The sequence below is a fragment of the Atopobacter phocae ATCC BAA-285 genome, from assembly GCF_000526675.1.
Taxonomy (GTDB): Bacteria; Bacillota; Bacilli; order Lactobacillales; family Aerococcaceae; genus Atopobacter; species Atopobacter phocae.
The window spans coordinates 1-23,712 of the sequence record NZ_JAGN01000010.1; the positions used below are offsets into that span (position 1 = coordinate 1).

The window sequence follows — 23,712 nt, forward strand, 5'->3', positions numbered from 1 at the left end:
ATTCTCTTTCATCATTTTTTCAATTTTACGACCACTAAAAGTGCCTTCGCTGTAAGCGTAAAGAAGTGCCATCAAAATTGCTTTTGGATGGTAGGCCGGACGGCCATTAGTTGTCCTAAACATTTCAAAATATGAAGAATCTAATGAATGAACAAAATTATAAATGTGAAAAACGATGTGATCAGCCTCTAAATAAGTTGCTAAATTGATTGGTAAATTTGTTTGATTCGTGTTAAAATTAATAAACAAAGAAGACACCTCCTAATAGTTTTGTTGTTATTACTATTATATCAAAGGTGTCTTCTTTTTTTATAAAAAACCGTCCAATTTCTAAAAAATGGACGGTTTTAAAGGCCTTTTGTCCCAGCCTCTTTCGCCATTTAATTAACGGAGTGTGACAACTTCTTCTGCGTTTGTTGGATGAATCGCAACGGTACGATCAAAATCTGCTTTTGTAGCTCCCATTGTCATGGCAACAGCAAATCCTTGTAACATCTCATCTGCACCTTGGCCGACAATATGTAAACCAATTACTAATTCTTCTTTTCCTTTTACTATCATCTTGATTGAACATTTTTCTGCTGAATCACCAAGAGCTGTATACATTGAACGGAATTGAATAGTGTATGTTTTCACTTCATCTTTTCCATACATTTCAATCGCTTCTTCTTCAGACAAACCAATTGTCCCAACCGATGGATGTGTAAAAATCACTGTTGGAATCTTTGAAAAGTCCATTTTAGCTTGTGGCTGATTATTAAATAATCGTGCAGCTAATGTTCGCCCTGTTTTTATAGCCACTGGCGTTAATTTAGGAGCGGGTGTCACATCCCCTAATGCTAAAATACTTGGAACATTAGTCACTTGATACTCATCAACTTTTACGAATCCTTTATCATCTAATTCAACCCCTACTGCTTCAATATTTAACTGATCGGTATTCGGTGTTAAACCAGCTGCAATAATGATATTTTCAAAATGATCGACATAACCATTTTCAAAATGTGCCTCTTTTTCATTGTGATCAGCTGCTTTAATTTCTTTCAATATGGAATCTGTATGAATTTGTACACCTTCTGCTTTTAAAGCTTTCACATTGTTCTCTTGAATCATTTGATCAAAGTGTCTTAAAGGTGCTTCATAGCGAACAAACAAATGAACTTCAACGCCTAAGTGTGCCAATGAACTAGCTAGTTCTACTGCAATATATCCTGCACCAACAATTGCTAATTTTTTAGGCAGTCGGTCCCAACCAAAAAAGTCTTTTGAATTCTCAGCTAATTCAATCCCTGGAATGTTTGGCATAAATGAACGTGCACCGGTTGCAATTAAAATATACTTTGAAGTAATCTCTTTTCCGTTTACGATGACTGTATGTTCGTCTTTAAACGTTGCAAATCCTTGAATATAATCGACATGATTATTTTCAAATGAACGCTTATAAAAATTACGACTTCTAGTAATATATGATTCGCGGTTTGCCTTAAAAGTTTCATAATCAAAACCATTTAACGAAGCATCTAATCCATAGTCAGCTGAAAATTGCTTAATGGAACGCACAATTTCAGCAGCATAGTAAGTAATTTTTTTAGGAACACATCCGATATTAACACATGTTCCTCCTAATATTCCGCCTTCAATAACTGCTGCCTTGGCTCCGTACATGGCTGAGCGATTCATTGTAGCTATACCGCCACTCCCGCCACCGATTGAAATAATGTCATAATCATACTGTTTTGTCATGGATAAACTCCCTTTCTTTAGGCGTCTCTATCTTTTCAAGCCAAATTGCGAGTAGTATTTCATCGCCATTGACTATTGCCCTACTTTTACCATGATTATCGTAACACAATACTTGATATTTTTGCTCATCTTCTGCTTGATAAGCATAGGCCAATAACCAATGATTGCCATAATGACTAAGTAAACCAATTGTTCCAATAATAAGAGGCAATTCTTTTTGATTTAAAACTTTCTGTATGACTGGACGAGGATGCAATGTCCAACGAACTCGATAGGGGCTATCTTCTCCAAGTACATTTCTTAGCCCTTTTACAATATCCCAAACAATCGTTCCTTTGTATAGAAAGGAACGATCATTTGTATATTTGAACCCATTGAGTAATTGATTGAAGTCTAAGTGCTTGTTATACATCCAAGTCATTAAATAATCGATCAAAGCTGCTGAAGAATAACTACCACAAAAGTAACTGCGATTAATATACGGTTCATAAATCAAAAATTTGGATGGATCCAATCCTATCCATGACGACCGATTCATAGATGAACTAAATTCTGACTCTTTGTTTTGATTCAAAACATTTCTCCTCGCATTTAATTTAATACTTTTATTTCACTAAATAATTCCTGAGTATCTTCGATTTGTCCTTTATTACCAATAACGACTTTTGTCCCTTGTTCAATGACCGTTTCAAAATCTTTTGCTAGTTCGTGTAATTGATCCAAAGTGGTGTTCAGCACTTCTTGTTTTAATTGCGTTGTATCTTGTGCGGTATAGCCTGTAACAAAACGACTAAACTGCAAGACACCTTTATGATAGGCTGAAATTGGACGATCCAACAAACTCATCGTTCCAATCATTGATTTCAATAAATCTTGATTACTCAATTCTAGTGATGCGATAAACGCAGGAACACCTTCATAAGCAGTATACGTTTTATCAATGTTAGGATCGCGATATGAGCTGAATCCTACATCACCATTCATTCGATCGATAAAGCTTGCACCATAAGCTCCGCCTCTTACACGAATCGTATTCCATAAATAATCAAAACGTAATATCGTTTCTAAAATTTTATGTGTTCCTGAAAACGCCACTTTATCTTTAACATTTGTAGCTAAAGCTACATAATTGACGTCTTGTGCTACAATAAAGGCTTCATCAACAGGCTGATTGATCATAATTGGCTTCGCTTCATACACTTCTCCTGCTTCCATTGTATCTACAAATGTTCTTAATACTTGCATCACTTCTTGTTGACGAGAGTGTTCACCTACATATAAAATGGTTAATCGATTTTGCTTAATGACGCGTTCAAGAAGTTTTGCTAAACGAGTCGCTAACTCTTTTGAACCCTTTTCTTTAATCTCATCGCGAACCGTTTTTAAATAGTTATATTGATCAATTCCTTGAATTAATTCTTTTAATTTAGCGACTGATTGATGATGACTTAACGCCCGATTCATAGCTAAATGATTAGCTGAAAAATTAATTTGCAATTCAAAATGAGATAATGCACTTTGAACAACTTGCGTTATATCGGCTTGTTTTGAAAAATCTGTCTTTGTTACTATCTCTTTTATTAAATCAACTAATTGATTGAATTTTTCTTGCAAAGCCTTTCCACGAATGGCAAAAAATGGACGCAACTCGCCAGATTTCTTTTCATACACTTCTACAAAACTAGACACTCCACCTGTATTAACGTCTAATACGGTTTGCAATTCACTTGCGGCATACGATTCGGTTCCTAATTGTGTCAGTAATTGACTTAACAAGCTCAAATCCATATATTCTTCAGGCGTCATATCACTTATATCAAAATAACAATTTAAATAATCTAATCCTGCTGTGAACTGTGGAACATGTAGCATAACACTCTTCTCAATCGACAATTGTTCAACTTCATAATCTGGTGTATTAGTTGTTAAATCTTCTTTTTTCAACATAGGAATTTTATCTAAATCTTCTGGTCGATCAGGAGTTTCTTGACGTTGAATGAGGGCTTGAGTCTCCTCAATTAATTGATTGATTTCATCTTTAGATAGGCTTTCTTTGTATTCTTTCAATTGTTCTAGCACCTGTTCTTCAATCCGATCATTTTTACCAGGTTCTGCAACTAAACTGAGACGTGATTTATGATTCGTATCTAACAAGCGCTCTTGAATTAAGCGTTCAAACCATCCATTATTCACACGCTCTTTGATAATTTTAAGCGAATCCGTTACTCGGAATGAATTAAATGGTGATTCATCATATAACCAAGTGCCTAAAGAAGTAATAGCATACATCACTCCACGCGGCTCTGATTCTGATATGGCTAATTCTTTCATTCGAAAACTCATTTTATTAAAAGCAGCTTCAATTAGATCTTTATCAATACCATTTTGTACTAATCCTTCCAATGTTTCACGGACGACTGTTTCAAAACGATCAAAATATTTCGATTGCGTCTCTTTTAATGTAATCGAAAACACTGTAGGAAAGCCATAATTACCTGCTCCACCATATACATCTTCAGCGATGTTTTCTTTAATTAACTCTTGTTTCAGTGGTGATTGATTATTTCCTAATAATATTTCACTTAACATATCAAATGCTAATTCTAAGTGTGGCTCGGATGCTGTTCCTACGTGATAAGATAATGTTAAATAATCTTTTCCAGTTGGGTCTTCACCAGCAGTTATAGAATAAGTACTTTCTAAATCATTTGCTAAAGCTGAAGTTGCTTCAAATCGTAAATCAACTGACTCTGCTAAGCGATCATATGCATCAAAGTATTCACCAATTTGATTAAATACGACCTCATCGTTAAAATCGCCATATACAACTGTAAATGAATTAGATGGATGATAATATTTTTGATGAAAGGCAACAAATTCTTCTTGTGTTAATGAAGGGATTGCAGCCGGTGTTCCACCTGATTCAAAAGCATAGATGGATCCTTCATATAATGTATTAGGGATTAAACGTGAAGTGAGCGCTTCTGGTGAAGCTAATGCTCCTTTCATTTCGTTGTATACTACCCCTTTATAAATTAGCGGACTATTTTCATCTTCTAAATGATAGTGCCATCCTTCTTGTGCTAATATTAATGGATTGGTTAACATATTCGGTTGAAAAACAGCATCCAAATATACATGCATTAAGTTCATAAAATCTTTTTGATTAGTTGAAGCAACTGGATAAATTGTTTTATCACTAAACGTCATCGCATTAACAAAAGTATTCAATGAGCCTTTTATTAACTCAACAAATGGTTCTTTTGATGGAAATTTTTTAGAGCCATTTAATACTGAATGTTCTAAAATATGTGCAATTCCATTATCGTTATACGGTGGTGTTTTAAATCCAATTGTAAAAGCTTTGTTTGAATCATCATTTTTTAAAAGTAATACTTTTGCTCCAGTTTTCTCATGAACATATAAATGTCCTTCTGATTGAATATCAGGTAAATTTTCTTTTGTAATTAATTGAAACAATATAATTCCTCCTATTATTTAGTGTTTTTTTTGGGTGTTTCTTCTAAAAATAAAATTAATGCAATTAAGCAAGTTAAAGCAAATGGAAATAAAATGGCCCATTTACCAATCATATGGACTAAATACGTACAAAATGATGCACCACTTATAAAAATTGCAATGATTAAAAAGTACAGTCCAGCACTAGATAAATCATATAAAGAATGAGTCACTCTAAAATTGAAAAAGTTAATCACTCCTAATCGCAAGTTACCAGTTTGCATAGTCGACATAAAATTACGACCTTTTAAACGAGTAATGGTTTGCAATTGCATCGCGCAAACAAATGATACAATCAAGTTCGCAATAAAATCCATTTCACCTAGTGGTATCCAGCCAATTACTAATAGTAATCCTGCATTAATTAATAATAATATTTGCTGTTCATTAATACGAATCGACCGTCGCATACGTAATTTAGCAAAAAAGTGCTTAATTTCTAATCCCACATAAGTGCCAATCATAAAAGCAAATATGGGCCAAACGTATCTTAACGCCTCATGATAATCTAAATCAAATATGTGAATACTTAATAACAAAATATTTCCTGTTTGTGCAAACGCAAATACTCCACCCCTTGTGGTGTAAGTATAAGCATCTAACCCGCCACCAATTAATGCGAGCAAACCACCAATTATTAAAGATTCTGATAGTTTAGGTTCTATCAGTTTTCGATACATTTTATTCCTCCTTGAGACTAGTTGATATTAAATATCTTAAAGGAATAATCCCACGATCTGACATAACCGCATGATTCATTACGATACGATTAACTGTTGAAAGTCTTAATTCAGTTTCATTAGCAATATCGCGCAAATACAATGGTGCTAATTCATCACTTTGTTGCATTAAATACTTAAACTGGCTTCTCGCAATGGCATCACTAACTTGTACAATCATGCGTTGACGTTTTTTCAATCCTTCAATTAACAACATAGCATCTTCTTTTTGCTGTTTAACATATTCGATAACTTCTTCATCTTGTGACTGAATAAGCTCATCATAGTATACTTCATCCAGATGCACATTCGGAATATAACGATCTAAGTAACGAACAATCAGTTTATCATCTTGACGTTTAATCGATACTGCAGGCGATAAAATAACTTCATCTGAATGCTCAAATTGTTGTCCTGGCGTCGGGTCTAATTGACGAATATAAGCAGATACTTTTTCATAATCATCATCACTCATTGCTAATTCGCTTTGAATAGTTTCTTTATCATTGGCTACGAAGGCATCGTAGTAGTGATGTAAAATGTCATAAGCACCTATTGGAGCCTCATTATCATTTAAAGCTTGCAATTCTAAACATTCTTGTAAATCACGTGCACCAATTCCTGCTGGATCTAATAACTGAATGAGTGTCAGTGCATCTAATACCTCAATAGCACTTGCCCCAGTGCGACGTTCAACATCTTCTAACGGCATTCTAAAATAACCATCTCGATCAATATAGTCAATCATATATAATACTAAGTCTCTTAAAAAAGTTTCACGCATATACAAATCGACTTGATTTAGTAAATGACTAATTAAAGTCTGACTACTTTCATCTTCACTAATTTGCTCAGATAAAATAGAATGGTCTTCTTCTTCAGATAACGGTGTATCTGGAATTGACTCAGCATCTAAACTAATCCCACTATCTTGCCATTCTACTTGGATAAGAGGATTATCTGTTGATTTCAACTGGATAAATTGTCTTAATTCATCAATTGTATAATTTAAAAGTAATACCGCATTTTTAACCATTTGTGATTTAGGAACGATTGCTTGCTCTGTTTTATTTCTAACTCTTAGTATCATTTTATATTCCACCTCTCTTAAATTATAAAGTAAAAATTATTAATGTTACTTTCAGCAATTTCGGTTGATTTTATTCAACATTTAACAGTTAACAATTAGCATTGATACAATTAATGCCGTTTATTTTAACTACTTAAATAATTAAGTTTCAAATCTTCAGCAATTTGTATTAATTGATCTGTAGAAAAAACTTGACTCAATCGAAAACCAATATAATAAGCACTTGTAACAAATCGTGGGACTACTTTAAATTGATAGTATTCGTCAATTTTCCACCCAAAAATATTATAACTTGGATGGCTCGGATCGCGATAGCCTACTGCGAAACGAACAAGTCCCATTAAGTCATTGGTCCAGCTATTAATAGCCGCATCTTGATGAACTCTTAAATTTAATTCGATATACCCACAAATTGGTTGCGTCGATACCGTAATGAATAATTGATCCGTTTCTTTCACTACAATCCCTTCAAAGTCACTCGGCATATATAACGAACCAACGTCTTCTTTGAATCCCAACAATTGAAGATGTGGATGATTTAAACTTGAACCAGAATGAATACCTTGATTCTTTAAAAATACGGTTTGCAGATTTGAAGGCCATTCATCAAATTGACGCCAACAAGACATAATGAATTTAAATAATTGATTTAATTCACACGATTCAGCCTCATACATTCTAAAATCATGTGCATCTGATTCAATAATAACTGTTTGATTCACTTCTTTTATTGTAGGATATTTGTTGTTCACCCATAATCTCGACCCGTCTTCTTTGATTAAGTTCTCCATATCGGTATACGAACAAAACGGACATGAACTTTCTCCTACTACATCGTTAGGTTTCTTCGACGATATCATCGGGTCAAATGTCAACATTACTTTTTTTAAATCTGACATATAAATTCTCCTTCGTCACATGACGAATTATTTCAATCATGTTAATATAGCATTATCTAACATACTTCTATGATACCACTTTCATATAGATAAATGTTGATATTTTTCTTGTGATTTTTTCATAAAAAGATTAAATCCATACTTTAAAATGATTTGAAAAGAGGATGATTATGAGAATATTTTTACCTTATTTTAAACCCCATTTAAAAGAAAGTTTACTCGGTCCTTTATTTAAATGGTTCGAAGCGATTTTTCAATTATTAGTTCCTTTTCTCATTGCTCAAATGATTGATAATGGTATTCAGGAAAACCGCACCTTAACCATTTATTTGTATACTGCACTATTAATTATTATTGGTGTTCTAGGTGTTGCATTTGCGATTGTCGCTCAATATTATGCGTCAAAATCAGCTATCGGGTTTGCCTCACAAGTTCGACAAGCATTTTTTAAAAAAGTTCATCAATTTTCTTATGAAGAACTCTCTGCCTTTGGAACAGATTCTTTGATTGTTCGAATGACTAGTGACATTAATCAAATGCAACAAGGAGTTAATTTATTTTTTAGACTGTTTTTACGAAGTCCTTTTATGATTATTGGCACATTAGTGGCTACTTTTTGGTTGCATCCTCAAATGGGTCAACGCTTTGCTATTATAACGAGTCTTTTATTTTTAGTTATATTTATTATTTTAGTTTTCAGTTTACCCTTATATCATCAAGTACAAGAAAGAATGGATCATTTAACTACTCAATCGCGTGATTTTCTAAGTGGGCTTCGTGTATTACGTAGCTTTAATCAAAGTGAAAATCAGGTCAAGCATTTTAAATTCACACATCGACGATTAACCCATCAACAAATTCGAGTTAGTTATTTTTCTAATTTACTCAATCCTCTGACTTTCGTTCTATTAAATTTAGGCATTGTTTGGATTATTTATTCAGGTGGTCCACTAGTTGATCAGGGCGTATTGTCACAAGGAGTTATCGTTGCACTTGTTAATTATTTAACTCAATTACTCGTAGAATTAGTCAAATTTGCTCATTTAATAATTACAATGTCGCGCGCCATTGTGAGTAGTCGTCGTGTGGCTAGTGTCTTATCAGCTGATTCCAGTAGAACTGTGGCCTTTAAAACAAATAATGAGGCCTATAAATCATCTTCACAAACAACAGTTCAATCAGTCGAATTAAATCAGCTTTCGTATCAATTTCCACATGCTAAACAATTTGCTTTGTCTCCCATTAATATGACTTTCCATGCTGGACAAACAATTGGAATTATTGGGGGGACTGGTTCTGGTAAATCGACCTTAGTCCATTTATTAGCGCAAATCTATCAACCGACCCAAGGAAATATATATATCAATGAGCAAAACGTGCATGAATTGCCTCATCCGATTCAAACGAAAATAGTTGCCAGCGTCTTACAAGAAGCTGTTCTATTTAAAGGTACACTATCTCAAAATTTAAAAATGGGCAACCCTGATGCGTCTGATGAATTAATCCAACAAGCACTCACCGCCGCACAAGCTAGTGATTTCGTGCATCAATTGCCAAATGGATTAAATACTAAAATAGACCAATTTGGCCGTAATTTTTCTGGTGGACAGCGTCAACGCATAGCGATTGCACGAGCATTAATCAAACAATCACCGATTTTAATTTTAGATGATGCCTTATCTGCGCTCGATTATCAAACAGGTCAAGCCGTTTTAAGCGCCCTCAAACGATGGCCAAGCACACAATTATTGTTCCAAGTTTCTCAACGCATTTCAACCATTCAACATGCTGATATGATTATGGTATTACATCAAGGCCGTCTAATTGATTGTGCGTCACATAATGAATTAATCAAGCGCTGTCCGATTTATCAAGAAATCGCTATTTCTCAAGGTTTGGAGGTCTCTTAATTGGATAAACAATCTAAACAGTCATTTTTTAAACGTTTAATATTTGAGTTGAAGCCTTATTTGTGGCATCTTTTATTCGCCTTTATTCTAACAATTTGTTCAGTTGGTTTATCGTTATATATGCCTTTAAAAATAGGTCAAGCGATTGACCAATTAATTGGAATGAAGCAAGTTGCTTATGAACCGCTATTTTATCACTTAAAAATTATTGGAGTTATTATACTGTTAACTGCAATTAGTGATTACTTGACCAACATCATATACAATCAGATTGTTTTTTCAGTTACCCAATCTATACGTACGCGAGCTATTCAAAAAATAGCTCAGCTTCCTGTTAAAATTATTGATAATCGAGGTTACGGAAGTTATGTTTCAACATTGATTACCGATGTTGAACAAATTACAGACGGTTTGCTTTTAGTTTTTACTCAGTTGTTTAGAGGCATACTCATAATTATTTTAACGATAGGATTTATGTTTTCTACTAATGTATATTTAGCCCTTGCTGTGTTAGCATTGACTCCTAGCTCAATTACGTTTGCACGATATATTTCACGAGCTACTCATGGCTATTTTTCAAAAACAGGAGATATTCGAAGTCAACAAATGAATTTAGTTGAAGAAGTATTTAGCGAACAATTAACTGTACGTGCTAATCATTATGAAACTACAGCTTATCATCAATTCCAAACAATTAATGAAGCGCTCGAAGAAAATTGGGGGCAAGCAACCTTTTTATCTTCCGTTGCTATGCCTGTAACTCGCTTTATTAATGGTGTCATTTATGCCATTATTGCTTTATTAGGTGCCCTATTAGCAATAAAAAGAATGGTGACAGTTGGCCAGCTTACCGCTTTTTTAGCCTATGCGAATCAATATACTAAGCCTTTTAATGATATTTCAAGTGTGATGAGTGAATTTCAAAATACGGTTGCATGTTTCGAACGTGTATTTGAACTAATTGATTTACCAGAAGAAATAGATGATGGGGGAAAACAACTTATTTCACCAATTAAAGGTGCTGTGTCGTTTGAACAGGTGAGTTTTAGCTATTCAGAGAAGCCGGTTATTAAAAATATATCATTTGACATTCTGCCTGGACAATCAGTTGCTATCGTTGGTACAACAGGTAGCGGTAAAACCACTTTAATCAACTTATTAATGCGCTTTTATGAAATTAATCAAGGCCGAATTACCATTGACGGTCAAAATATTCAATCGCTTAAACGTGAATCCCTACATCAAGCAGTTGGCATGGTTCTTCAAGAAACTTGGTTGAAGAACGGTACAATTAAAGAAAATCTCATGTTAGGGGCATCAAATGCAACTGAAAAAGATATTATATCCGTCACTCAAGCAATTGAAGCTGATGGATTTATTAATCAATTACCTCATGGATATGACACAATTATTGGAGAAAATGGTACAAATTTATCAGAAGGACAACGTCAACTTTTAACTATTGCACGCCTCATGTTATCTAACCCGCCAATACTGATTTTAGACGAAGCGACTAGTTCAATTGACACGCGAACAGAGCGGCATATTCAACGAGCGATTGATCAATTAACACGTAATCGAACTAGTATTGTGATTGCTCATCGCTTATCTACGATTCAACGAGCAGACGTCATACTTGTTCTGGACCAAGGCAAATTAGTTGAATACGGTAACCACAATGATTTAATTCGTCAACAAGGACAATATTATAAATTATATCAAAGTCAATTCAAAAAAAATTAATGATAATAAAATAAAACTCTCCTGACATAATCAGGAGAGTTTTTAATATTAATCTTCAAATAATCCTTTTAATAATTCTTGGAATTCGTCTTCCGATGTCACGACATGAAAGCTTGTATCTACACACATTGCACAATCTTGTGAATTTACATCTTTGTCTTCACTATTATCGCTCCAACCCATCATCAACTCTGTTTGTTTTTCTGATTGTTTTTCTTTTTCCATTCGTTACACCCTTTCTTTTTAAATCGATACAACTTGTCGCTCAAAAGCATCTTTACTAAAACCATGTTCTAATACAATTTTGGCATATTCTTTTGCTGCAAATAATGAATGATCACGATAATTCCCACATTCTTTACGCTTCGTTCCTTGTACATCTTCCCATTCACTCTCAACGACTTTTCTTAATACTTTAGTCATGGCAACAGCTACTTCTTCTGCTGTCGGTTTCCCCCAAATGATTAAGTAAAATCCTGTTCGACATCCCATTGGTGAAATATCAATTACATGATCTAAGTAATCTCTTATATAAGCGGCAAGAAGATGTTCCAACGTATGTAATGCACTAGTTGGTATCGCTTCAATATTTGGTTGAACAAGACGAATATCAAATTTACTAATTGAATCCCCTAAATTTCCCTCTTCACTTCCCGCAACCCTAACATATGGTGCTTTCACTTGATCGTGATTTAAAGAGAAACTTTCTACTTTTGCCATTTATTCACCCCTTTATATTATTCTTTACATACCTATTATATACTATAAAAGGGCTTTTATAAATAAAGAAAAGGCTTTTATAAGAAAAGAAAAAAACAGACAAGAACTTGTCTGTTTTTATATCTTAATATTTTAAAAAGCGAGAAATTGAAAACATTGATCCAAATGAACCAATAACAATCCCAATGATACACATTGCACCGCTAATGTAGATAACATGTGGAAACGGCTCAATCAATTTCATTGCAGTGCCTGATAAAAAGTTCATTCCACGATCATATACAAATAAATATGAACCAGAGAATAAAATAATTGGTATAATCGAGCCTAAAAATCCTATAATACCACCTTCCATAAAGAATGGTGCGCGTATATAAGAATTTTTCGCCCCAACTAAACGCATAATTTCTATTTCTGTTTGACGTGAATATATGGCTGTTCGAACTGTGTTAGAGATTAAGAAGACTGCAACTATAAGTAATGCGATTAAAATACCAATACCGATATTTCTAGTTGTTGCAATATATTGCAAGAATTTTTCAACACTTGCTCCTCCATAATTAACTTCACTAACATATTGCAACGATTGAATCGCTTTTGCTACAGTTTTAGTTTCCTGTGGGTCATCTGAGTAAACGATAATCGTATCTTTTAAAGGATTAGAATCATCTTCAAACAAATCAAAATTTTCACCTTGAGATTTGATTAAATCCTCCAGTTCTTGTTCTTTTGTCCGATATTCAGCTTTCTTGACGTGAGGCTGTTTTTCGATTGCATCTAAGAGTTTATTTTGATCTTCTTTTGAAGCCGCAACATCAATAAATACTTTAATCGTCACATCACTCTCAACAGAAGATGCTACTTCATTTACGTTCATTAACAAACTAGCTGAAAAACTAAACAATAATAAAGTTAAAGATACTGCAGTAATTGATGCAAATGTTAGTAGCCCATTTCGAGTTAGCCCTTTAATCGCATCACGAACATGTCGAAAGAAATTTCTAATTATCATATGCGTAAGCTCCTCTCTCTTGGTCTCGAACAATCATACCGTTTTCGATTTGAATCACTCGGTGTGGACGAGAGTTAACGATATGATTATTGTGCGTTGCCATTATTACGGTTGTTCCTTGATGATTAATGGTTTCTAATAAATTCATAATCTCCATTGATGTTTCTGGATCCAGATTACCTGTAGGCTCATCAGCAATTAGAATACCAGGTGTATTCACGATTGCACGTGCAATCGCTACCCGCTGTTGTTCCCCACCAGATATTTCATTTGGAAACATTTTTGCTTTTGAAGAAAGATTAACTAATTCCAATACTTCAGAAACACGACGTTTAATTTCTCTTGGACGTTTACCAATTACTTCCATCGCATAAGCAATATTTTCATAAATTGTTAAACGCGGTAATAATTTAAAATCTTGATACACTACCCCAACGAATCGACGTAACATCGGTATTTGTCTTGGGTGCATTTTTGTGACATTAAAATGGCCGACTTCAATATGACCATTTGTCGCTTCTTCTTCGCGATAAAGTAATTTAGCTAAGGTCGATTTCCCTGCTCCAGAACTACCTACTAAATAGACAAATTCCCCCTGATCAATTTGAACAGCTACATGTTCGAGGGCTTTTAGACCGTTATCATAATACTTTTCGACATTCATCATTTCAACTATTACTGACAAATTTTTCCCCTCTTTTCTAATATAATCAATCATTTACTACTCTCAAACATTAATTATACCACTTGATTCATTCACAGATTATATGTTTTCCTTACAATTATATGTCAATCAAACAACAGTTTAATTGAGTGAATCATTTGTATTCGATTTTGAAAGTTTCCATTTTAAGTAAGCGTCGATAAAACCATCCAAATCACCATCCATCACTTGATCAACGGCACTTGTCTCATGTGCTGTTCGTACATCTTTCACCATAGAATATGGATGGAATACATAATTTCGAATTTGAGATCCCCAACCTATTTCTAACTGTTCACCACGAATTTGAGCGAGTTCTTTCTCACGTTCTTCTTCTTCTCGTTGAATTAATTTTGCTTTTAAAAGATTCATCGCTGTTTCACGGTTTTGAAGTTGTGAACGTTGTGATTGGCTTTGTGTGACAATTCCTGTCGGCAAATGAGTAATACGAACTGCCGAATCTGTTTTATTAATATGCTGTCCACCTGCTCCACTTGCTCGGAACGTATCAATTTTTAATTCATCACTAGAAATCTCAATGTCGATTTCTCCTACGATTTCTGGCACGATATCAACTGAACAAAAAGAAGTATGTCTTTTTCCTGCAGCATCAAAAGGAGAAATACGAACCATTCGATGCACACCTTTTTCTGCTTTTAAATAGCCATAAGCATTTAACCCTTTAACGAGCATTGTCACTGACTTAATACCCGCTTCATCACCATTTTGATAATCAATCATTTCTACTTGGAATTGATGTTTTTCACTCCATCTTGTATACATTCTAAGAAGCATGCTACCCCAATCTTGTGATTCAGTACCACCCGCACCTGGATGTAATTCGACAATTGCATTGGCATGGTCGTGAGGATGATCAAGTAATAAGTTTAATTCATATCTTTCTATATCTTCTGTTAAACCTTTTACACGATTGACTGTTTCATTGAATAGGTCTTCATCAGGTTCTTCCTTTAATAATTCAAGTCCCAACTCAGCATCTTGTAATCGTTCATCTAAACTAACAAATTCTTCATAAACTTGTTTTTTCTGATTACTTTCTTCAATAGTAGCTTGTGCTCTACTTTGATTATCCCAAAAACCAGGTAGCGACATTTCTTCATTTAAGCGAGCGATATCTTCTTCTAATTGATCTAAGTCAAAGAGACCTCCTAAAACTTTGAATCTTTTCTGAACTATCGGCTACTAAATGTCTTAATTCGCTAATTTCCATTTGATCGACTCCTTTAAAAGTTCTGTTATGAATTAAAACAGCTGAATCACCGTAACGATTCAGCTGTTAATTAATGGCTATTGATTAGTTACTATGAGCTGGTTTTACTTGTTCACGTTGTAAGTTTTGACGAATTTGACTCTTCATCACAATACGTGTTACATCGAAATCAATTGCAGAAATCATTTCATTAAAACGAGAATAACCTTCTGTTTGATATTCTGTTAACGGATTAGTTTGAGCATACGCACGTAACCCAACACCAGTTCTTAATTGGTCCATATCGTCAATATGATCGGTCCATTTTTGGTCAACTACACGTAAGATGACTACTTTTTGGAATTCAAGTAATTGTTCTGCACCATTTAGTTGGTGTTTCTTCTCAGCATAAATTGATTCTGCTAAGTTTAAAATAATTTGCTCTAGTTCTTTCGGTTGTTTACCTTCCAATTCACTAAGCTTAATTTGTTGAGGTGATGCGATTGCTGCAATAACAGCATCATATAATCCTTCATAGTTCCATGTTTTTGGCTCGCCAATTGTATAAGTTTCAACTAAACGTTTAACTGTACGACGAATCATATTTAATGTAACATCTTCTAAGCTTTCAGATTCATTAATCACTTGTAAACGTTGGCTATAAATAGTTTCACGTTGTTCACGCATTACTTCATCATATTCTAAAACGTTTTTACGTGTATCATAGTTATTTCCTTCAACACGTTTTTGTGCCGATTCAATTTGGCGTGTAAAGAAACGGTTTTGAATAACAATATCTTCGTCTTCTCCACTACCAATACGATTCCATACCGCTTGAATACGTTCACTACCAAAACGACGCATTAAATCATCTTCTAATGACAAGTAGAATTGTGTCGCACCGGGATCTCCTTGACGTCCTGAACGTCCACGTAACTGATTATCAATACGGCGTGACTCATGACGTTCTGTACCGATAACGCATAATCCACCTAATTCTTTAACACCTGCACCTAATTTAATATCCGTACCACGACCAGCCATGTTCGTCGCAATTGTAACTGAACCACGTTGTCCTGCTCCTACAATAATTTCAGCTTCTTTAAAGTGATTTTTAGCATTTAAAACTTCATGCGGGATTTTTTCTTTTGCAAGTAAACGACTTAACAATTCACTTGTTTCAACAGCAACTGTTCCGACTAGAATTGGTTGTCCCATAGCATGACGCTCTTTAATATCGCGAACAACTGCTTCAAATTTCGATTGAAGAGTTGGATATAATAAATCTTCTTGGTCATCACGGATAATTGGACGGTTAGTTGGAATGACAATGGTTTGCATATTATAAATTTCACGGAATTCTTCTTCTTCTGTTTTTGCAGTACCCGTCATACCTGATAATTTTTTGTACATACGGAAGTAATTTTGGAATGTAATAGTCGCCATAGTTTTTGATTCATTTTGGATTTCTACTGCTTCTTTTGCTTCAATGGCTTGATGCAATCCATCTGAATAACGACGACCATCCATAATACGTCCTGTAAATTGGTCAACAATTTTTACTTCGCCTTCGTCTACTACATAATCAATATCACGAATCATAATGTAGTTAGCACGTAATGCTTGATCAATATGATGAGTTAAGGCTGCATTTTCAACAGAATAAAGGTTTGGTGTCCGGAATGTTTGCTCCGCTTTAGTAATTCCATCATCTGTTAAACCAATTGTTTTACTTGTAATGTCAATCACATAGTCTTCTTCTTCTACTAATCCTTTTACAAAAAAGTCTGCACGACTGTACAAAATATTACTCTTTTCAGCTTGACCAGAAATGATTAACGGTGTACGTGCCTCATCGATTAAGATAGAGTCCACCTCATCAACAACTGCAAAGTTTAATGGACGTTGTACCATTTGTTCTTTATAAACAACCATGTTATCACGTAAATAGTCAAATCCTAATTCGTTATTGGTTGAATAAGTAATATCCGCAGCATAGGCTGCACGTTTATCAGCAGCAGATTTACCTGCTAAGTTTAAACCAACTGAAAGACCTAAGAAGTTATACAACTCACCCATCTCTTCAGCATCACGAGTAGATAAATACTCATTAACCGTTACAACGTGTACCCCGTCGCCACTAATAGCATTCAAGTAAACAGGCATTGTTGCTGTTAATGTTTTACCTTCCCCTGTTCGCATTTCAGCAATGTCCCCATGGTGTAAAACAATCCCACCCATGACCTGTACTTTATATGGGAATAATCCTAAAACACGCTTAGCTCCTTCGCGTACAACAGCAAAAGCTTCTGGTAATAGCTTATCTAATGATTCACCATTTTGATAACGTGCTTTAAATTCTTCTGTTTTTCCTTTCAATTGTTCATCTGAAAGATTTTCATATTCTTTTTCATATGAAAATACTTTGTTTGCAATTTTGTTTAAACGTCGTAATTCTTTCTTATCGTTCTCAACTAATTTTTTAAAAAAATTCGCCATGCAATCTCCCTCTAATTTCCTTCAATTTTAAATTTGAGTGTAAATAACATACACCTATCTCATTAAAAACACTACCTTATAGTCTCACTATATAGTATCGTTCCTATTTTATCATCACTAACTAATAAATGAAAGCTAAAAATGGCGTTACTCGGCTGAGTAACACCATTTTTAATAATATTTAATTGTGAATACAGAGGTTTTTAATTTATTTTAAAAATTATCTGTTTCAATCAAACCGTATTTATTATCTTTACGTTGATACACAATGTTGATGCCGCCTGTTTCAGAATCTTCATATACGAAGAAACTATGTCCTAGCATATTCATTTGCATTACCGCTTCTTCTGTATCCATTGGTTTTAAATTAAAACGTTTTTTACGCACGATTTCAATACCATCTTGTTCATGTTCTTCATGAACTTCTTCAAATACTGGTAAAGTAACATCTACATTACGATCTCTCGCTTTACGATTAATTCTTGTTTTATATTTACGTACTTGACGTTCAAGCTTATCAACGACTAAATCAATACTTGCATATAAATCAGGAGATGTTTCTTCAGCGCGTAACACTAAAAATGAGAATGGAATGGTTACTTCCACTTTCGCTTTTTTATCAGAATATACTTTAAAGTTTACATGAGCCGTAACATCTGGCACATCTGTAAAGTATTTCTCTAGTTTGGATAAACGTTTCGTTGCATAGCTACGAATCGCTTCCGTTACCTCAATGTTTTCTCCACGCATATTATATTTAAACATATTTATTTCTCCTTTCAATCTCTAAACGAGTTAGAGTCAAGGGGGGTATGTTAGGTATGTCCTACCCCTTACCTATATTATAAATTGTTTTGATATTTTTTGCAAACGTATTCACTTTAAATTTTCATTAATCCCTTTCATTTATTCATAACCGACTGCCTTTATTTAATGAGCTAATGTAATTGCTGAAAATGATTTGATATTGTATTGTTTTAAAACATCCATTGCTTGATGAAGGGTTGTTCCTGTTGTGTAGACATCATCAATAAAACAGACATGTTGATTATTTAAATGACTTTCTAATTTGCATATTGCTTCTTCCGATAAAATAAATGGATTATTACTTTCGATACGCTCTTTACGATTTTGATACGCTTTTTTAATAATGGGTCGATTATCATAAGTCAAGACATCCATATATTCCACTTGAATTTGATCTAAAATATATTTTACTTGGTTAAAACCTCGCCAGCTTTCCCGTTCTGGATGACTAACAATTGGAATAATCATTTGATCCTTTTTTTGGCATTTATGGATCATATTTCTTAACGGTTGTTCAAATAATTTAGCAGCACGTATATCACCTACTGTTTTAAACTGACGAATTAATTGTTCAACAACACTTCGATAATGAAATATTGCATGAACTTTAAGCGGATATGTTGCATCTATTTTTTGCCAGTACAAACAGTCGGTACAACAAGTAGTCCCCTCTTCAACTGATCGATTACAATATTCACAGCCTGTTTCAGTCCAATAACATAGCTTTAGTTGTTGTTCGCAAGTATGGCATAACATTGGATATTCAATTTGTTTAAACGAAAACCAGTGCTGCCACTGAAAAAAACACTCAATCGTTTCATTACATAATAAACAAGTCATGTCACACCTCATTATTTTTGCTTTTTAGCTAACTGATTTAGATGTTTAATTTGTTTTCTTGCTATTTTCATTGCTTGTGACTGACCGTGATGCAAGAAAATAACTTCACCGGTTGGTTGATCGACACTGCGACCTACTCGTCCAGCAATTTGAATTAAAATTTCACTTGAAAAAGTATGATGCTCACTTCCTAAAATAATGACATTAATTCCTTTAAAGGTCACTCCACGTTCTAAAATTGTAGTGGTCAATAAAAAATCCCATTCGCCCTCTCGCATTCTTTGTACTTTTTCTTGTCGTAGCTCATCTTTGGAAGAGACACTTGTAAAATGATTCGTTTTAAATTCTCTTTTTAAAATTTCTTCAAGTTGAAGCATTCGTTCAATGTGTGGGAGGTAAATTAAAAATGGAATGTTGCGTTCTAAATATCGTTTGATTAGTAGTTTAAGTGCGAGAGGACAACTTTTTTTATCGAGCATTTTAGCCCAATTACCTACCCACTTAAATGTAGGTACCACTAAAGGATGCCCATGATATCGTGCAGGTAAAATACTTAGTTGACACTGTCCTTGCTCCACTCGTTTCATCAATGATTGTGGAGGAGTCGCTGTTAACCAAATAATAACACCATCTGGTCTTAACGCTTGTTGAACAGCATGTTGTAACATACTGTTATTAACAGATGGGAACGCATCTCCTTCATCGATTATGATGACATCAAATAAATGATAAAATCGGAGTAATTGATGGGTAGTCATCATCATTAATGGTGCAATCCCACTTTTTTCTTCACTATTGCCATAAAAAATAGGAATCGTTAATGGATGAAAGGCCGCTTCATAACGAGGCTTTAAATCAATTGTGACATCGACACGTGGCGCCGCATAACAGACCATTTGATGTTGATTTAGTGCCGTTTGAATCCCTTTAAAAGTCATTTCTGTTTTACCGGCACCTGTTACAGCCCATACAAGTAGTTCTTTTTTTTCAACAATAGCCTGTTCTATATCACTCGACACGCGTTGCTGTTCAGAGGATAATTCAAACGCTAATTCATATGAAAATGATAAATAATTACGCCACATTTCTTGTAGTAAAAATTGCGTACGTTCTTTAGTTAAGCGATAAAGCTTTGTACAAGATGATAACCGAGAAAAATTAAGACACGAAACACAGTAATAACATGTTGTATCACATGCGAAACATGGTTTGACAATCCATTGATTACTTGGAGAACCACAGCGTTGACAGTGTGAATCATTTAATGCAGGTATTGTTTCTATTATTTCTATTAATTCTTTTTCGTCAACATGCTGTGGTATTGTATCGTCTAATTCTTTAAGTGCTAGTTGTCGTCCAATCAATTGTTGTTCAAAAAGTGATGCCTCCTTACTCATTTTGTCCCTCCTCATATATAAGAGATGCCTTCTTTATCAAAAAGGGGCAAAAAAAAAGAATGTATGCAGACATTCTTTTTCGTTAATCTTTGATTGGTGTTGGCATGACTTCTTTTTTAGTCATTTCTATTTCTACATTATTTTGAAAAAAATTAATCAATTCATCGTGACAATGCTGATAAGCTTCAACAGGCACGTGCAATTCATAAGTCACTTGTTCTAAATAATTTCGATCAGATACATCAATTTGCTGCTGATTTAAGAAATAATCGAAGGAATCAATTGTTTTATAATCAAATGTTACTTTAAAAAACTGATGAACCACTCGATCGACAATGATTGATTCATCTAACGCATGAGCAACTGCTTCTGTATATGCCCGAATTAAACCACCGGCACCTAATTTTACCCCACCAAAATATCGAGTCACTATTGCTAAGACATCATGTAATTCTTGTTTTTTTAGTACTTCAAGCATCGGTACACCAGCTGTTTGACTAGGCTCTCCATCATCTGACATACGCTGAACCAAATCATCTGGACCTAATAAATAGGCATAACAATTATGTGTGGCCTTTGCGTGTTCTTTTCGAATCATGCTTAAATATTCCAATGCATCGTCTTCCGTTTCAATTGGAAATAAATGACAAATAAAACGCGATCCTTTTATTTCTATTTCAGACGTATGACAATCTTGAATCGATAAATTACTCATTTTTAAATTCCTCCTTTTCAACTTTTTATAAATAATGATGCTTTCTTTTATTTTTTATTAAAAAAATATCATACATCTTTTTTTGACAATTCTTTTTTTCTATACTATCATTTTGATATATTGTATATAAATTTGCAAGTTACTATTTTTTCTCTTTGTTAATCTAATATAAAATTTAACAAAGATAAACGATTCAATTATAGATTTGGAGAATACATCATGAAAATTGCATTATTAACTGATAGTACCGCTTATTTAACAAAACAACAAATTGATAATTGGCAAGTCCACGTTGTCTCCCTATCAGTATTATTTGGTCAAGAAGTTTTTAAAGAAACAGAATTAGATCACGCTCAATTTTATCAAATGTTGAATACAAATCCTAATTTCCCAACGAGCTCTCAACCTTCTCCTGGTGAATTTTTAACCACCTTTGAAAAATTAGAACAAGCTGGGTTTGAAGCAGTTATTTCTGTTCATTTATCAAGTAAAATTAGTGGAACATTTCAATCCGTTCAAACCTTAAGTCAACAATACGAAGGACCACTAAAAATTTATCCAATCGACTCAAAAAGTTCCTGTGCTGGACAAGGCCGAGTAGTTCAATATGTTAATGAATTAATTCAACAACAACTACCAGCTGAAGAAATTGCATCACGCGCTCAAGCTTTTGCAGATGACACACAAGTTTATTTAATGGTAGATGATCTCACTAACCTTTCACGCGGTGGACGTCTTTCAAAAAGTGCTGCTATGGTCGGCAATGCTTTAAAAATTAAACCCCTTTTAAAATTCGACACCGGTGAGATTATTTTAAAAGAAAAAATAAGGACCGAAAATAAAGTATTTAAACGTTTAGTCGAATTATTTGAAGCTGATTATGATTCAAGTGCTTCCTACGCAATGACTATTGTTCATTTTGAACGAGAAAAAGAAGCACAAACTTTACGATTAAAATTTGAAGAAAAATTCAACGGCTTAACTATTTCTGAAGGAACCATTGGGCCAGTTATTGGCACACACCTTGGACCTGGGGCATTAGGTGTGACGTGGGTCAAATTACCGGCCGACGTGACACTTTCGTCATATTAACATGGACTAGCAAAAAAGATAGGAATTGCATACGCAATTCCTATCTTTTATTTGTTTTGAGACGTATTAGTGATACTCAATAGCCAAGCCCCTAATAAAATTCCACCTGCAATGAATAAAATACTCATATTTTCAGATAATTCACTCGCAAGCGAAGCTAAAGAAAAAATACCACTTAACGTATAAATTAAGTACACCGATTGACGATGGGAATATCCACTTTTTAATAAACGATGATGTAAATGTCGTCGATCTCCTTTAAAAAGAGGTTTTACCTTTATAAATCGAGCCATCATCACAAATAACAAATCGGATAAAGGCAATGCTAATATTGAAACAGGTAATATTAAGGATAAAAATGCTGTGTTTTTAATTCCTATTAACGAAACAATTGCTAACATAAAGCCTAACCATAATGCACCTGTGTCGCCTAAATAAATTTTTGCTGGGTGCCAGTTCATTGGAATAAATCCAACAACACTAGCAAATAAAAGCATAACTATGACTAATTGCGGAATAGGGGTCGGCTCAATAAAAAGATAAAAGATAATCCCCATTGTTGTTAATGCAATGAGACTTACTCCACTCGCTAAACCATCCAAACCGTCCATTAAGTTCATTGCATTACTCATTACAAATAACCACACTAAGACCGCTAATGAACCGATAAGAGGCGGGAGAGGTAAATCAAAAAAGCGAGTAATATGAATGGAATGGATTGTTAACTCTGAGCCCATAACAACAATTAAACTAGCTAAAATAATCCCGATTGATTTTTTCAACGGGCTCAACTCGTACAGGTCATCCAGTACTCCCACACCCACTAAAACAGAAGAGGCAATTAAAACACTCGTAAAATAGGAAAACTGCTCCTTAAAAAACAAGAAAAAAGTTAGCCAAAAAGAAAAATGAAGTGCTAATCCTCCCATTGTAACAACTGGCTGTGTATGAATGTGCCTTTCACGTGGTTGATCTAACCAATTCCATTGCTGCCCTTTTCGATGCAGTAATTTTGTTAATGTATAACTGACGATGATACAAAATATCATTGAGCAGAGCGCACGAATATAGATCATATCCTTCACCTCTTTAGC

The 23,712-nt window shown here is 34.2% G+C and carries 21 protein-coding genes; 3 read left to right on the forward strand and 18 right to left on the reverse strand.

Annotated elements, in window-relative coordinates; all coding sequences use genetic code 11:
• The 7 genes from L866_RS0102860 to L866_RS0102890 form a co-directional block, all read right to left on the reverse strand.
• Positions 1-249: transposase (locus tag L866_RS0102860; protein WP_025728979.1), on the reverse strand; the 249-nt coding region annotated here is incomplete at its 3' end.
• Positions 250-384: 135 nt separating this feature from the next.
• A complete protein-coding gene (gene gorA / locus L866_RS0102865; RefSeq protein WP_025728981.1) occupies positions 385-1,743 on the reverse strand; it encodes a glutathione-disulfide reductase in 1,359 nt (452 codons plus the stop codon).
• On the reverse strand, positions 1,727-2,317 hold the full coding sequence (locus L866_RS0102870) for a hypothetical protein (RefSeq protein WP_025728982.1): 591 nt from the start codon (positions 2,315-2,317) through the stop codon (positions 1,727-1,729). The genes gorA and L866_RS0102870 overlap by 17 nt, the downstream gene beginning before the upstream one ends.
• Before the next feature lie 17 nt (positions 2,318-2,334).
• On the reverse strand, positions 2,335-5,223 hold the full coding sequence (locus tag L866_RS0102875; RefSeq protein WP_245578428.1) for an insulinase family protein: 2,889 nt from the start codon (positions 5,221-5,223) through the stop codon (positions 2,335-2,337).
• Between the two features lie 14 nt (positions 5,224-5,237).
• Positions 5,238-5,942: a YoaK family protein gene (locus L866_RS0102880; protein ID WP_025728984.1), complete on the reverse strand. Its 705-nt coding sequence runs from the start codon at positions 5,940-5,942 to the stop codon at positions 5,238-5,240.
• A gap of 1 nt (position 5,943) precedes the next feature.
• Positions 5,944-7,071, reverse strand: coding sequence for an RNA polymerase factor sigma-54 (locus L866_RS0102885; protein WP_025728986.1), 1,128 nt, complete (start codon positions 7,069-7,071; stop codon positions 5,944-5,946).
• A gap of 125 nt (positions 7,072-7,196) precedes the next feature.
• Positions 7,197-7,970: a DUF4931 domain-containing protein gene (locus tag L866_RS0102890; RefSeq protein ID WP_025728988.1), complete on the reverse strand. Its 774-nt coding sequence runs from the start codon at positions 7,968-7,970 to the stop codon at positions 7,197-7,199.
• A 170-nt stretch (positions 7,971-8,140) separates the two neighbouring features.
• Between L866_RS0102890 and L866_RS0102895 the strand changes: the two genes are divergently transcribed.
• Positions 8,141-9,880, forward strand: a complete 1,740-nt coding sequence (locus L866_RS0102895) for an ABC transporter ATP-binding protein (protein ID WP_025728990.1) — start codon at positions 8,141-8,143, stop codon at positions 9,878-9,880.
• Positions 9,881-11,623: an ABC transporter ATP-binding protein gene (locus tag L866_RS0102900; RefSeq protein WP_025728992.1), complete on the forward strand. Its 1,743-nt coding sequence runs from the start codon at positions 9,881-9,883 to the stop codon at positions 11,621-11,623.
• Between the two features lie 48 nt (positions 11,624-11,671).
• On the opposite strand, the gene L866_RS09445 is transcribed toward L866_RS0102900, so the two are convergent.
• The 10 genes from L866_RS09445 to L866_RS0102950 form a co-directional block, all read right to left on the reverse strand.
• On the reverse strand, positions 11,672-11,848 hold the full coding sequence (locus L866_RS09445) for a hypothetical protein (RefSeq protein ID WP_156919503.1): 177 nt from the start codon (positions 11,846-11,848) through the stop codon (positions 11,672-11,674).
• A gap of 18 nt (positions 11,849-11,866) precedes the next feature.
• Positions 11,867-12,343, reverse strand: coding sequence for an S-ribosylhomocysteine lyase (locus tag L866_RS0102910; RefSeq protein WP_025728993.1), 477 nt, complete (start codon positions 12,341-12,343; stop codon positions 11,867-11,869).
• 124 nt (positions 12,344-12,467) lie between these two features.
• On the reverse strand, positions 12,468-13,355 hold the full coding sequence (gene ftsX / locus L866_RS0102915; RefSeq protein WP_025728995.1) for a permease-like cell division protein FtsX: 888 nt from the start codon (positions 13,353-13,355) through the stop codon (positions 12,468-12,470).
• Positions 13,345-14,031, reverse strand: a complete 687-nt coding sequence (gene ftsE / locus L866_RS0102920; RefSeq protein WP_025728997.1) for a cell division ATP-binding protein FtsE — start codon at positions 14,029-14,031, stop codon at positions 13,345-13,347. The genes ftsX and ftsE overlap by 11 nt, the downstream gene beginning before the upstream one ends.
• 129 nt (positions 14,032-14,160) lie before the next feature.
• Positions 14,161-15,289 (reverse strand): peptide chain release factor 2 gene (gene prfB, locus L866_RS0102925; protein ID WP_211236678.1). Its coding sequence is split into 2 segments (ribosomal slippage): positions 14,161-15,216 and positions 15,218-15,289, totalling 1,128 coding nucleotides; the frame shifts between segments, so codons are not numbered across the junction.
• An 84-nt stretch (positions 15,290-15,373) separates the two neighbouring features.
• Positions 15,374-17,767 (reverse strand): preprotein translocase subunit SecA, encoded by a 2,394-nt coding sequence (gene secA / locus L866_RS0102930; protein WP_025729000.1) that lies wholly within the window; start codon positions 17,765-17,767, stop codon positions 15,374-15,376.
• A gap of 213 nt (positions 17,768-17,980) precedes the next feature.
• Complete coding sequence (gene hpf, locus L866_RS0102935; protein WP_025729001.1) at positions 17,981-18,532, reverse strand: ribosome hibernation-promoting factor, HPF/YfiA family; 552 nt, start codon at positions 18,530-18,532, stop codon at positions 17,981-17,983.
• A gap of 165 nt (positions 18,533-18,697) precedes the next feature.
• A complete protein-coding gene (locus tag L866_RS0102940) occupies positions 18,698-19,414 on the reverse strand; it encodes a ComF family protein (protein ID WP_169729067.1) in 717 nt (238 codons plus the stop codon).
• Between the two features lie 11 nt (positions 19,415-19,425).
• Positions 19,426-20,811, reverse strand: coding sequence for an ATP-dependent helicase ComFA (locus tag L866_RS0102945; RefSeq protein WP_025729005.1), 1,386 nt, complete (start codon positions 20,809-20,811; stop codon positions 19,426-19,428).
• A gap of 82 nt (positions 20,812-20,893) precedes the next feature.
• Positions 20,894-21,526: a YigZ family protein gene (locus L866_RS0102950; RefSeq protein WP_025729007.1), complete on the reverse strand. Its 633-nt coding sequence runs from the start codon at positions 21,524-21,526 to the stop codon at positions 20,894-20,896.
• Positions 21,527-21,745: 219 nt separating this feature from the next.
• Here L866_RS0102950 and L866_RS0102955 point away from each other — a divergent pair, with 219 nt between their 5' ends.
• Complete coding sequence (locus L866_RS0102955; RefSeq protein WP_025729010.1) at positions 21,746-22,618, forward strand: DegV family protein; 873 nt, start codon at positions 21,746-21,748, stop codon at positions 22,616-22,618.
• Between the two features lie 47 nt (positions 22,619-22,665).
• Here the strand turns inward: L866_RS0102955 and L866_RS0102960 are convergent, their stop codons facing one another.
• Positions 22,666-23,694 carry a glycosyltransferase family 4 protein gene (locus tag L866_RS0102960; protein WP_025729012.1) on the reverse strand — a complete coding sequence of 343 codons (1,029 nt, stop codon included), beginning with the start codon at positions 23,692-23,694 and terminating at the stop codon, positions 22,666-22,668.
• Positions 23,695-23,712: the final 18 nt, after the last annotated feature.

Bases quoted from the DNA above. Each gene is read 5' to 3' on its own strand.
- gorA (WP_025728981.1), bottom strand. From the start codon at position 1,743: ATGACAAAACAGTATGATTATGACATTATTTCAATCGGTGGCGGGAGT.
- L866_RS0102880 (WP_025728984.1), bottom strand. From the start codon at position 5,942: ATGTATCGAAAACTGATAGAACCTAAACTATCAGAATCTTTAATAATT.
- L866_RS0102885 (WP_025728986.1), bottom strand. From the start codon at position 7,071: ATGATACTAAGAGTTAGAAATAAAACAGAGCAAGCAATCGTTCCTAAA.
- L866_RS0102890 (WP_025728988.1), bottom strand. From the start codon at position 7,970: ATGTCAGATTTAAAAAAAGTAATGTTGACATTTGACCCGATGATATCG.
- L866_RS0102895 (WP_025728990.1), top strand. From the start codon at position 8,141: ATGAGAATATTTTTACCTTATTTTAAACCCCATTTAAAAGAAAGTTTA.
- L866_RS09445 (WP_156919503.1), bottom strand. From the start codon at position 11,848: ATGGAAAAAGAAAAACAATCAGAAAAACAAACAGAGTTGATGATGGGT.
- L866_RS0102910 (WP_025728993.1), bottom strand. From the start codon at position 12,343: ATGGCAAAAGTAGAAAGTTTCTCTTTAAATCACGATCAAGTGAAAGCA.
- ftsX (WP_025728995.1), bottom strand. From the start codon at position 13,355: ATGATAATTAGAAATTTCTTTCGACATGTTCGTGATGCGATTAAAGGG.
- secA (WP_025729000.1), bottom strand. From the start codon at position 17,767: ATGGCGAATTTTTTTAAAAAATTAGTTGAGAACGATAAGAAAGAATTA.
- hpf (WP_025729001.1), bottom strand. From the start codon at position 18,532: ATGTTTAAATATAATATGCGTGGAGAAAACATTGAGGTAACGGAAGCG.
- L866_RS0102940 (WP_169729067.1), bottom strand. From the start codon at position 19,414: ATGACTTGTTTATTATGTAATGAAACGATTGAGTGTTTTTTTCAGTGG.
- L866_RS0102945 (WP_025729005.1), bottom strand. From the start codon at position 20,811: ATGAGTAAGGAGGCATCACTTTTTGAACAACAATTGATTGGACGACAA.
- L866_RS0102950 (WP_025729007.1), bottom strand. From the start codon at position 21,526: ATGAGTAATTTATCGATTCAAGATTGTCATACGTCTGAAATAGAAATA.
- L866_RS0102955 (WP_025729010.1), top strand. From the start codon at position 21,746: ATGAAAATTGCATTATTAACTGATAGTACCGCTTATTTAACAAAACAA.
- L866_RS0102960 (WP_025729012.1), bottom strand. From the start codon at position 23,694: ATGATCTATATTCGTGCGCTCTGCTCAATGATATTTTGTATCATCGTC.